Below are 10,550 nucleotides of genomic sequence, written 5' to 3'. Positions count from 1 at the left end.
CGAAAGTGTTTATTCAACAACTTCCTGTGCGTCATCAGCAACTTCATTAGAATAACAAATGAATTGTTATTTGTCAACAATTTTTTTAATCTTTTTTGTTGCTGCATCAGCACCAAATTGATTTCTTAAATTTGCGACTTCGTTATAATATCATCTGTTTCCGTTTTGGTCAAGCCCTTTTTTCAAAAAGTTTTTTTGAAAGGTTTTGACTGTCGGTGTGTTTTGCCAACGTTGATAAATTTACCATTATTCTCTCTGAGGGTCAAGCATATTTTCTGTTTTTCTCCAATAAATTTTCTGAAAAGAAAAAAAGCCGTATCAACGGCTTTTTTATGTAGTTGTCTTCTATCCATTTGATTAGAAGAATGGCATACCTTCTATTTTGTAATCTTCAATAATTTGTCTGAAAACATTCGGTTCTTCCCACGCATAACCATCAGGTAGTTGTTTGTCTTGTCCTGATTCTTGGGTTTCAAAAACAAAAAGTGGAATATTCTCAGCATCAATCGAACCATTGGTTAATTCAACAAGATCGATCGCTGTCACGTCTAAATGAATACTGTCTTTAAACAATTGTAAAATATTTGCTAGACCGGTCTTATCTTCAGAGAAGTCTGTAGATGCCAGTTCTGCGGTACCTTCGTGCGTCTGCATCAAAAACTTTTTCGAGCCATTTGCCAAGTGCATCATAACTGTTCCTGCCACTTTTTTGGATCCCAAAATACCCACCTCGGTTATTCAACTGATTGTAAATCAATTTTAGCACATTTTCAGAAAATATGCACGATTATCTCTTTCCGTTTTCTTTTTCCAGCATCTCTTTGGCTTCTGCTGTCCACTTTGGTAAGGCTTCAGCAATCGTCCGAAAACCGATTCGTTTGTTTTTATTCGTAAAATACCTTTTGCGCTTATAAGGAAGCTGAACAAATTTTTGTTCTAATGTTCTGCGGGACAGACTGATTTTTTGGCTATATTCATCGATATCGATAATCTGTACGCGCACCTCCTGGCCCACTTGCAAAACATCATGAATATTCTTCGTGTATCCAGACTGGATCTCAGAAACATGGATCAAGCCTTGTGTTTCTTTATCGAGCGACACAAAGGCGCCGTATGGTTGTATACCTGTGACCGTTCCGTCAATAATAGTTCCGATTTGATAGTCCATATGATTTCCTCTCTTTTCATCTTTTATTATACTTGAACTAGTGTTAGATTTGAAGTAGTAGAAAAAAACGATCTAGGAGGGGTACATATGACGAATTTTGACAATGTCCATTCACGGTTAAATACCAATAGTGTAAAGTGGGACAGTATTGCTACGACCTATAAGGAAGAAGGTTTACTGCCGTTATGGGTAGCCGACATGGATTTTTTGGCACCTAAGCCGGTCAAGAATGCCCTGCAGCAAGTGATTGATCAAGGAATTTACGGCTATACTGTTTTCCCTGAAAGTTTGTACGAAGCAATCATTTCTTGGCAAGAACGAAAACACAACTACTCGCTACAAAAAGAGGAGATTTTGTTCAACAGTGGTGTTGTCCCTAGTCTCGCATTAGCTGTGCAGAGCTATACCAATGAAGGCGACAGTGTAATGATTCATGATCCAGTGTACCCACCATTTGCTGACGTTGTTGAAAAAAATCAGCGTCAACTTGTGCGCAACCCGTTGATCGAAAAAAACGGGCATTTCGAAATCGATTCCGTTGCAATGGAATCTGCTATTGTAGATAACCATGTCAAACTGATGATTTTGTGTAATCCACACAATCCTGGTGGTCGTGTGTGGACAAAAGAGGAGCTGCAAACAATTGGGTCGATCTGTCAAAAACATCATGTTCTCGTGGTCAGCGATGAAATCCATCAAGACATCGTTTTTGCTCCGAATACATTTGTTTCATTTCAGACAGTTGATCCTGTTTTTGCTGATTTCTCCATTGTTTTAACTTCAGCAACCAAAACATTCAACTTGGCCGGCATCAAAAATTCAATGATCTTTATCAAAAATCCGGATTTGAAAAAACAATTCATAACTGTTCAAGAAAAAAATGTTCAAAGTGAAATCAATACATTCGGTATTGTAGCAACAGAAGCAGCCTATCGAGAGTCAGAAGCATGGCTGGATGAATTGCTTAACTATCTTTCAGCCAATATCGAATGGACCTGTGAGTTTTTGGTAGAAAAATTACCTGAAATCAAGTTTCAAAAGCCAGAAGGCACCTATCTTATGTGGCTAGACTTCTCTGCCTACGGTCTTTCTGACCGAGAGTTACAACGCAAATTGATCAAAGAAGCAAAAGTGGTCTTGAATCCAGGTATCAACTTTGGCCCATCCGGAACGCAACATATGCGGATCAACTTGGCTTGTCCTCGAGAAACGCTGCAAAAAGGTCTCCTGCAAATTGCTGCTGCATTCACAGAACTGAAACAATAAAAAAGAACCCCGCGGGGTTCTTTTTTATGCACTGATTTCAATTGTTTCGATCACAACATCATGAACAGGACGGTCTTGCGGTCCTCGTTGAACGTTTGCGATTTCGTCCACTACATCCATGCCATCTACAACATGACCAAAAACAGTGTGACGGAAGTCTAACCATGGCGTTCCACCTTGTTGATATGCTTCGATCACTTCGGAAGGATAACCTGCTCCCTCTAATTGACCAAGCATATTCGCTGGTACGTTTTGATTGTTGACAATAAAGAATTGGCTGCCGTTTGTATTTGGGCCGGCATTAGCCATTGATAATGCTCCGCGAAGATTGAAGAGCTCTTTTGAAAACTCATCTTCGAAGCTGCCCCCGTAAATACTTTCGCCACCCATACCAGTACCGGTAGGATCGCCGCCTTGAATCATAAAATCAGGAATAACGCGGTGGAAAATGATACCGTCGTAATATCCTTTTTGGGCAAGTTCGACGAAGTTTTTCACGGTTTTTGGGGCCAATTCTGGAAAGAGCACTACTGTGATATCTCCCCGATTCGTTTTGATAACTGCTTTATGACCTGTTTCTTTTAAATGTAGCTGTGGAAATTCAGACACACTTAACGCCTCCTTGTTTATACTAAATACTAAAACAATGATAGCAGAAAAATGAAAAAATGCTAGTTAAGACAATTTTTGCTATAATGAAGCTATTCGTCCAGGTGATACTGTAGAATAATCAATCAACAGAGGGAGATGCACTATGGAGATATATGATATTACCATCGTTGGTGCTGGGCCGAGCGGCATGTTCTCTGCCTTCTACGCCGGTATGCGCAACGCAAAAACCAAACTGATCGACAGTCTGCCTCAGCTAGGCGGCCAATTGGCCACGCTCTATCCTGAGAAATATATATATGATATTCCGGGTTATCCAAAGATCAAAGCCGGTGAATTGGTTCAAAATCTTGAAAAGCAACTGACTACCTTCAATCATCAATACTGTTTGGAGGAAACCGTCTTACAGATCGAAAAGCACGAAGACTACCTAGAACTGATCACAGATAAAGGCAATCACTATTCCAAAGCAGTGATTTTAGCCTTAGGCAATGGTTCCTTCCAGCCAAGAAAACTGTCTATACCCGACAGTGAACGTTTTGAAGGCAATGGACTCGACTATTTCGTAACTGACTTGATGAAGTATGCGGGCCGCAAAGTTGCTATCGCTGGGGGTGGCGATTCAGCGATTGACTGGGCGCTCATGCTTGAACCAATCGCTAGTGAAGTTTATTTGATCCATCGTCGCCCAGAATTTCGAGCGCATGAACATAGTGTCAACAAACTGCGCGCTTCTTCTGTCAACATTCTAACTCCCTATGTTATCCAGGATATCAGTGGAGAAAAACGTCTAACTGAAATTGCTTTGCAGCAAGTCAAAGGAGATGAATCTGTTTCCTTGCAAGTGGACTCTTTGATCGTTAATTACGGTTTTTCTTCGACTTTGAACATTAAAGAGTGGGGACTAAAAAGCACTCGACAAGGCGTATTCGTTACATCAGATATGCGGACATCCATTCCAGGAATCTACGCTTGCGGGGATGTGGTCTTATACGATGGCAAAGTAGATTTGATTGCTACTGGTTTCGGGGAAGCCCCCACTGCCGTCAACAATGCGCTTCATTACATTGATCCTAAAAACCGGACACAACCTGCCCACAGCACTAGTTTGTTCAAGGAGTAGACCATGCTGAGTCGGTATAAAATTGATTTACCTGATGCGTCCCTTGCAAACCAAATGCGTGTTTACTTAGAAGCCTTTGACCAAGTATCGACTGTCCAACATCATCTCGAAGTAGCCAATGCCGCTGAGCAACTTGCCAAACGTTTCGGTGGCGACTGCCAGAAAGCAACGATTGCTGGATTGTTTCATGATATCAGCGTGGTCATTCCCAATGATGAACGTCTCGCATTTCAAGAATATTACGGTTTGGAGATAGTGCCGGAAGAAAGAAAAGTACCATTATTGCTGCATCAAAAACAATCGGCTACTTTGGCAAAAGAGCTCTTTGGGATCACTGACCCTGAGATTTTGTCTGCCATTACCTGCCACACGACACTTAAGGAAAATTTTTCAAAGCTGGATCTCATTGTTTTCCTAGCAGATAAAATCGAATGGGATCGCGCAGATGCGGCACCTTTTTTAGAGGAGCTACTGGCTGCACTTGATAACTCTTTAGAAGCGGCAGCATTATGTTATCTTGACTGGCTGTTTGCTGGTGATTTGCTAGTGGCCCACCCTTGGGCAGTTGCCGCAAAACAACAATTGCAAAAAAAGCTACTTACCAAAAAAGCAAAAACTACTATATTAAAAAAACCAAAAAAGCAAAAACTACTATATTAAAAAACAGCTTAAAAAAGAGCTAGTATAAAAAAGGAAAAAAGCTATAAAAAGAACGGTCGCAGGATTTCTCTGCGACTTTTTTTCATACAGTTCAGAAACGACTACGTTGCTGTTCGTCGGTATTTTTTGATTCCACGGGCAAGATAAGATAGGATAGAAGTAAGAAAAAAGAATTGGAGGGAATCACATGGTATTAGAGAATAAAACACTTGAAGATAAGGCAAGAGAACTACTTTCAGAGCGCGGCGTATCACTTCAGGATATCGGCGAACTTGTTTTATTTTTACAAAAAGATTATATCGAAGGTATTACATTAGATATGTGCATTGAAAGTGTGAACGCAGTCCTCAGTAAACGTGAGGTTCACAACACGATTTTGACTGGTATCCAGTTAGATATATTGGCAGAAGAAAACAGCCTTTTGCATCCATTGCAGGAAATCGTCAAAGATGATGAAGGGTTGTATGGTATCGATGAGATTTTGGCACTTTCCATTGTCAATGTCTACGGTTCGATCGGTTTCACCAACTATGGCTACATCGATAAAGTGAAGCCAGGTATTTTAAAAGAATTAAACAGTCATGAAGGCCCCCGGGTCCATACATTCTTAGATGATATTGTAGGTGCAATCGCAGCTTCGGCAGCTAGTCGTTTGGCGCACCAGCATCCAAGCAAGTCTCATTACATCACTCAATAAACTTGTAAAAATCAGCTACTATCGAAAAAAGACTATCCCACAAGTCTGAAACACCTGAAGGGACTACCGTGTAAATCGTTACGCGATACTAGCAAGGAACGCCAGTATGACTGACGTTCCCGCTATCCTCTAGGTCTTTTCTCACTTATGAAATAGTCTTTTTTTGACTTTGTTTTGCCCACCAGTAAATCACAAAGAAAAACAGTTCAATCAGTACAAAAAATAAAATAAAACAGTGCATGAAGAACGTCTCCGGCAGAACATTGATGATGGGATCCGTTACTGGATCAAAAAGCCAATCGTCATTATTGAAGAAAATCTCATGAAACGTCACAAAAAATCGATCAAACCCGATTGCCATCAAGAAACCAAAGAAAATCGGCAGCAGCATCCCCCACTGCAATGGTCGCAACAACCGCCAGCGCTGGTCATTTTTCCAAAAAGATCTAAGAAGCATGAAACTGGGGATCAACGTTACGAGCAGTACACCATAGTTTAATAAAAATAGTTTCTTCACATCATAGAAATGTCCAGCTCCTGCCGCTGACATCGGAAAATCTGGCAAAGCTAATGTCGTATTCAATGGATTGTTCAAGAAATCCAGCAATAACCCATAATTTTTTATCAATTCTTCTTTTGAAATGTCGGTATAATCTAAAATATTCAACTGTTGAATATCAAAATGATATAGCCAGCGAAAATTGATCGTTACCGTAATTGCTAAGCTGATCAGAAATAAAAACAAACACAGCATCCCTAGCCGCTCGATCCATACTTGTTTTCTCATTGGTCAAAATCCCATTCATCTAAGGAATCAATGACATAAGTTGGGGGTTCCGGTAAACGAGGCACAGCAGATTTCGGTGTAAAACCGGATAGTACCAATAGGGAATCAATGCCATTCCGAATCCCCGAGCAAATATCCGTCTCATAGTTATCTCCCACCATAATGACTTCCTCTTTTGGTAAACCAAGGTGTGCCACGGCTTTGTCCATAATAATTGCTTCCGGTTTACCGATGAAAATCGGCGGTGTCTGTGTCGCAGTCTCCACCATTGCGATCAAAGAACCGGCTCCAGGTAACAATCCCCGTTCGGTAGGGATATTTTTATCTGGATTGGTGCCGATAAAGGTAGCCCCTTTTTGAATCGCTAATGTGGCTAAGACAAACTTTTCGTAGGTGACATCATTGTCTAAACCAACGACGACATAATCCGGATTTTGGTCATCCCATTCAAAACCGGCCGCTAAAATCAAGTCGATCAATCCTGCTTCGCCGATCACAAAGACTTTATTGCCGCGACCGTGGTCTTTCATAAAGTCGATCGTCGCCAAACTTGCCGTATAAATTGTTGCAGGCGCCACATGAATGGCGAATTCATCCGCTAATCGTTGTGCGACTGTTTCTGGACTGCGGGTCGTATTATTTGTGACAAAAAGGAAAGGCAATTCCTTTTTCTGCAAAGCTTCAACGAAGCGTTTGCCTGCTGGTATCGGCTCTTTCCCTAAATAGATCGTGCCATCTAAATCAATCAAATATCCCTTATATTTCATAAATTACTCTTCCCGTTGACGGATCGTGAATTCTTTTTTATTTGTTTTTTTCACTGTCGTTTCTGTCGATCGCGCCTTTTTTTCTTTTGGTTTTCGATTTTTAATCGTTGGCTTCACCTGTTTTTGAGAAACAACTTCTTGTTTCTCATCGATGTGTGCCGGACGTGTTTGATTGCTTTGAGCTGCTGGTTTCTTTTTACGGCGTCGGGTCGTACTCTTTTCTTTCTTGCCGCCAACTCGTTGAATTACAAAATAAGCGCAACCGAAATTACAGTATTCATATAAATAATCCTCTAGCATGTCGATCCGCTGATCCGGTAATGCTTTGCGATTGTCTTTGTCAAAAAAACCTTTTAGACGCAACTGTTCATAACCCCAATCCCCTACGATGTAATCGTAGCGAGCCAATACTTCACTGTACCGTTCGCCCAATTTTTGGGGATCAAATCCTTCGCGATAATCTACCACCAATTTGTATTGGCGTGTACCGATCAATAATTCATCTTCATTAACAAGCGTAACCAGTTCGCCTTTTTGCGGCTGTTTCTCTGGTTCTTCGATGATCTCCTCGAGTACCGAAGTGATCTCGTCTGTAATTGTTTGTTTTTCGGTCATCTTTTCACCACCTGTTGTCTATTATACCTTGTTTTAATACGTAATGATAGTCGTGCTTGTATCAGATTCCCCTCCGACTTTTTCATTACTGGATCGGATATTTATGTGCTAAGTAGCTGCCAAAGACCGTACGAATAAATTCTGGAAATAAAAATTCACAGCGTCCGGCTATCTCGATCGTGGGAAAAAAAGGAATAAACAAATAATGATCCACTAATGTGATCTGGTATTCTTCCACCGGATTGATTACTTTGTTTTGCCACAATACTTGGTGATTGATGGCATCATAAGAGATCCCCTTATAAACCAGTTCACCAAATATTTTCCCACGAAATCCCATCCCAACAATTGGATAGTTCCGTAAAAAGCGCCGATTTTTTTCCATTTCTAAAACAAAACGGATCACATCTGCTCCCTTCAATGTCACTCGAATCAAGTGCATCGGATGAGGCAAGATGGTATGCAGTTGATCCTGGTCGATGCGCCCTGCCGGTAAATCACCTAAAAACAAACCGCTATTCAACACAGCAGCTTCCGTTTGTCCTCTAACACAAAGCGCCGCCAATGCTTCTTGGATAATCGAATCTTCGTTCCCTTCACAACGAAGCGCCCACGGAAGTTGTGCGACTTGTTTCGTTTTCAGCAAACGATGACCAATAGAAAGATAACCAGCAATCTCTTCTTCATCTTGCGGAAAAGCTAAAAGCTGCTCTGTAGGGATCACTCGGGCAGAACGCTCGATAGTTTGCCCTTGATCATCTAACGTAATCGTTACTTCACCAATATAAAAGCCAAATTTCCCCGCTGCTGCCAATTGTACGCCATTGACGATTTCGCCGGTCTCGAATAAGTGATGCGTATGAGAGCCTAAAATCACATCCAACTGAGGAAACTCAGCCGCGATCGCTCGATCTGCATTGATTCCCAAATGACTCATCAAGACTAAAATATCGACTTGGGGCTGCAAATGATTGATCAATAAAGGCAGCAATTCCAAGGGTTCACGAATATCCCAGCCGTTTGGTGAATAGGTCAAAGGAAAGGGTGCCGTAAAAGCAATCAGCCCGACTTTCGTCCCTTGATTCGTTTCGATGATCTGGTAATCCTGCCGCCATTTTGGTGGTTTCAAATCATTCTTATCGAAAAGGTTCGCCAATAAGATAGGAAACTCCGCTTGATCATAAAGATGCTGAAGCTCTTCTTTGGAATTTCCCACACCTTCATTGTTGCCAATAGTCACTGCATCATAGTGTCCTTGGTTCATCAGCTCAATATTGGCTTGTCCGTTCGTTGCTTCAGTCAATGGATGCCACCGATCCACAAAATCTCCTAGATCCAAAGAAATCACTGTTTCTTGACTCGAATCTGCTTCTTGCTTCCGTTGATTAAGATAACGGCGGATCTTAGGCCAATGCTCCAGATGTGAATGCAAATCATTCGTGTGTACTAGCGTGATTTTTTCCATCTTATCCCTCTTCTCACCCATTTGCTGTCGGCTATTTGATAAGTCTTCAGCTTAATGTTCCAACTACTATTAGAATAGCACAATTTTTGCGAGGTACCAGAGGGATGCTTTTCGATTCAGGTTTTGTTTCCAGCGTTTGGACCGCCTTTCTAAAGACCTTGTGCTACAATAAAAAAAAAGGAGGGATTTCGATGTTAGAACAGTTACGAGCAGAGTGGGAAAAACTTTTTGGCCACAAGTACACTTCTTCCTCTGAGAAACAACAAACGGTGGATGGAGAGACCTCCCATCGTTTATCCGACGAGGATCCAGAGACACTTCATGAGATGATGGGGACAGATTGGAACACGTTTTTAGACGGTAGTGATATCTTCACTGAATTATCCGCTGAAGAACAAGAAGAGATCCGCAGGAATGGCCCTCGGCATGAAGACTATATCTAATTCGATCTGCTACAAACAATAATAGAACCCCTCGCTTATAGGTGTAGTGGTTCTCAGACTGCAACTAACTTCATTCGTGTCATGAAGTGCTGTATATCTGTTGGATATACAGCACTTCGTTTTTATCTTTTTTCTTTGATATAATTAAAAAAATCGGAGGTTTTGGAGGTCAAGAACTTGAAAATTATAGAGGTAAAAGAAAGAACGGCACCATTGATAGAACAGCTATTAACCATTTGGGAAAGTGCTGTAAGAGCAACGCATCTCTTTCTATCAGATCATGAAATAGAAGAAATCAAGACGTATGTACCACAAGCATTAAAAGAAATCCCCTATTTAATTCTCATAGAAAACGAAAATCAAGCACCTGTTGGCTTTATGGGGATCGTGGAGCAACATCTTGAAATGCTTTTTATTGCTAACGAAGAAAGAGGAAAAGGGTTAGGCAAAGAATTGCTTACATACGGCATAGAAAAATATTTGGTTAATGATTTAGCAGTGAATGAACAAAACCCGCTTGCAAAAGATTTTTATGAACACATGGGATTTGAAGTTTATAAAAAAACAGCGTTTGACGAACAAGGCAATCCATATCCACTAATTTATATGAGATTAGACAGATAACTATTCCAGTAGTTACTTTTTAGCAAGAGGTTATGCCATAAGTCATCATCCAACAAGTGAAACCGTATCATATTCTATTGCGATAGATTCCTCTGACTTTTGCGACGAGGAACCCCTGCACCGCAAGAGCAATACTATATCATGTTCGGATTTCACTTGTAGGAGACTTATGGCACAGCCCCTTTTTTTATTTATTATTGAATGAAGGATATAAAAAAAGGGCGTTTGTCTACCCCCTCAGAAGAACTCACTTAGAGAAGTCGCAGTTCTGCTTTTTGGCAACAAAAAAAGCTGATTTTCATCAGCTAATAGTTAATTAAAAAAAA

At 40.9% G+C, this 10,550-nt stretch carries 13 protein-coding genes; 6 read left to right on the top strand and 7 right to left on the bottom strand.

Going from position 1 to position 10,550, the window contains the following annotated elements; genetic code table 11:
- Positions 1-357: 357 nt before the first annotated feature.
- Together EG2_RS17665 and EG2_RS17660 are read right to left on the bottom strand one after the other, a co-directional pair.
- Positions 358-720 carry a hypothetical protein gene (locus tag EG2_RS17665; RefSeq protein ID WP_021149210.1) on the bottom strand — a complete coding sequence of 121 codons (363 nt, stop codon included), beginning with the start codon at positions 718-720 and terminating at the stop codon, positions 358-360.
- Positions 721-787: 67 nt separating this feature from the next.
- On the bottom strand, positions 788-1,168 hold the full coding sequence (locus tag EG2_RS17660; protein WP_003128793.1) for a CvfD/Ygs/GSP13 family RNA-binding post-transcriptional regulator: 381 nt from the start codon (positions 1,166-1,168) through the stop codon (positions 788-790).
- A gap of 87 nt (positions 1,169-1,255) precedes the next feature.
- Here EG2_RS17660 and EG2_RS17655 point away from each other — a divergent pair, with 87 nt between their 5' ends.
- A complete protein-coding gene (locus EG2_RS17655; RefSeq protein WP_029487258.1) occupies positions 1,256-2,434 on the top strand; it encodes a MalY/PatB family protein in 1,179 nt (392 codons plus the stop codon).
- A 24-nt stretch (positions 2,435-2,458) separates the two neighbouring features.
- Here the strand turns inward: EG2_RS17655 and EG2_RS17650 are convergent, their stop codons facing one another.
- The gene (locus EG2_RS17650) at positions 2,459-3,043 is read right to left on the bottom strand and encodes a peptidylprolyl isomerase (RefSeq protein WP_003128790.1); all 585 of its coding nucleotides are present in this window, start codon (positions 3,041-3,043) and stop codon (positions 2,459-2,461) included.
- A gap of 145 nt (positions 3,044-3,188) precedes the next feature.
- Here EG2_RS17650 and EG2_RS17645 point away from each other — a divergent pair, with 145 nt between their 5' ends.
- The 3 genes from EG2_RS17645 (at position 3,189) to EG2_RS17635 (ending at position 5,523) form a co-directional block, all read left to right on the top strand.
- On the top strand, positions 3,189-4,166 hold the full coding sequence (locus tag EG2_RS17645) for an NAD(P)/FAD-dependent oxidoreductase (protein WP_003128789.1): 978 nt from the start codon (positions 3,189-3,191) through the stop codon (positions 4,164-4,166).
- Between the two features lie 3 nt (positions 4,167-4,169).
- Complete coding sequence (yqeK, locus tag EG2_RS17640; protein WP_029487259.1) at positions 4,170-4,826, top strand: bis(5'-nucleosyl)-tetraphosphatase (symmetrical) YqeK; 657 nt, start codon at positions 4,170-4,172, stop codon at positions 4,824-4,826.
- Between the two features lie 187 nt (positions 4,827-5,013).
- Complete coding sequence (locus tag EG2_RS17635) at positions 5,014-5,523, top strand: phosphatidylglycerophosphatase A family protein (protein WP_003128785.1); 510 nt, start codon at positions 5,014-5,016, stop codon at positions 5,521-5,523.
- 145 nt (positions 5,524-5,668) lie between these two features.
- Here EG2_RS17635 and EG2_RS17630 read toward each other — a convergent pair whose 3' ends face one another.
- The 4 genes from EG2_RS17630 to EG2_RS17615 form a co-directional block, all read right to left on the bottom strand.
- Positions 5,669-6,310, bottom strand: coding sequence for a TIGR01906 family membrane protein (locus tag EG2_RS17630; RefSeq protein WP_003128784.1), 642 nt, complete (start codon positions 6,308-6,310; stop codon positions 5,669-5,671).
- Positions 6,307-7,077 (bottom strand): TIGR01457 family HAD-type hydrolase, encoded by a 771-nt coding sequence (locus tag EG2_RS17625; protein WP_003128782.1) that lies wholly within the window; start codon positions 7,075-7,077, stop codon positions 6,307-6,309. The genes EG2_RS17630 and EG2_RS17625 overlap by 4 nt, the downstream gene beginning before the upstream one ends.
- Positions 7,078-7,080: 3 nt before the next feature.
- Positions 7,081-7,692, bottom strand: a complete 612-nt coding sequence (locus EG2_RS17620; protein ID WP_003128781.1) for a YutD family protein — start codon at positions 7,690-7,692, stop codon at positions 7,081-7,083.
- 85 nt (positions 7,693-7,777) lie between these two features.
- Positions 7,778-9,157 (bottom strand): bifunctional metallophosphatase/5'-nucleotidase, encoded by a 1,380-nt coding sequence (locus EG2_RS17615; RefSeq protein ID WP_003128780.1) that lies wholly within the window; start codon positions 9,155-9,157, stop codon positions 7,778-7,780.
- A gap of 191 nt (positions 9,158-9,348) precedes the next feature.
- Between EG2_RS17615 and EG2_RS17610 the strand changes: the two genes are divergently transcribed.
- Together EG2_RS17610 and EG2_RS17605 are read left to right on the top strand one after the other, a co-directional pair.
- Positions 9,349-9,600, top strand: a complete 252-nt coding sequence (locus EG2_RS17610) for a hypothetical protein (protein ID WP_005472623.1) — start codon at positions 9,349-9,351, stop codon at positions 9,598-9,600.
- 177 nt (positions 9,601-9,777) lie between these two features.
- Positions 9,778-10,224, top strand: coding sequence for a GNAT family N-acetyltransferase (locus EG2_RS17605; protein WP_005472624.1), 447 nt, complete (start codon positions 9,778-9,780; stop codon positions 10,222-10,224).
- The last annotated feature ends 326 nt before the right edge of the window (positions 10,225-10,550 follow it).

The organism is Enterococcus gallinarum NBRC 100675 (assembly GCF_001544275.1).
GTDB classification, from domain to species: Bacteria; Bacillota; Bacilli; order Lactobacillales; family Enterococcaceae; genus Enterococcus_D; species Enterococcus_D gallinarum.
The sequence above is the reverse complement of the archived record's forward strand: the minus strand, read 5'-3'. Positions and strand labels throughout refer to the sequence as shown.

Coding starts and splice junctions, on each gene's coding strand:
- EG2_RS17635 (WP_003128785.1), top strand. CDS start 5,014: ATGGTATTAGAGAATAAAACACTTGAAGATAAGGCAAGAGAACTACTT.
- EG2_RS17620 (WP_003128781.1), bottom strand. CDS start 7,692: ATGACCGAAAAACAAACAATTACAGACGAGATCACTTCGGTACTCGAG.
- yqeK (WP_029487259.1), top strand. CDS start 4,170: ATGCTGAGTCGGTATAAAATTGATTTACCTGATGCGTCCCTTGCAAAC.
- EG2_RS17610 (WP_005472623.1), top strand. CDS start 9,349: ATGTTAGAACAGTTACGAGCAGAGTGGGAAAAACTTTTTGGCCACAAG.
- EG2_RS17645 (WP_003128789.1), top strand. CDS start 3,189: ATGGAGATATATGATATTACCATCGTTGGTGCTGGGCCGAGCGGCATG.
- EG2_RS17655 (WP_029487258.1), top strand. CDS start 1,256: ATGACGAATTTTGACAATGTCCATTCACGGTTAAATACCAATAGTGTA.
- EG2_RS17625 (WP_003128782.1), bottom strand. CDS start 7,077: ATGAAATATAAGGGATATTTGATTGATTTAGATGGCACGATCTATTTA.
- EG2_RS17615 (WP_003128780.1), bottom strand. CDS start 9,157: ATGGAAAAAATCACGCTAGTACACACGAATGATTTGCATTCACATCTG.
- EG2_RS17630 (WP_003128784.1), bottom strand. CDS start 6,310: ATGAGAAAACAAGTATGGATCGAGCGGCTAGGGATGCTGTGTTTGTTT.
- EG2_RS17660 (WP_003128793.1), bottom strand. CDS start 1,168: ATGGACTATCAAATCGGAACTATTATTGACGGAACGGTCACAGGTATA.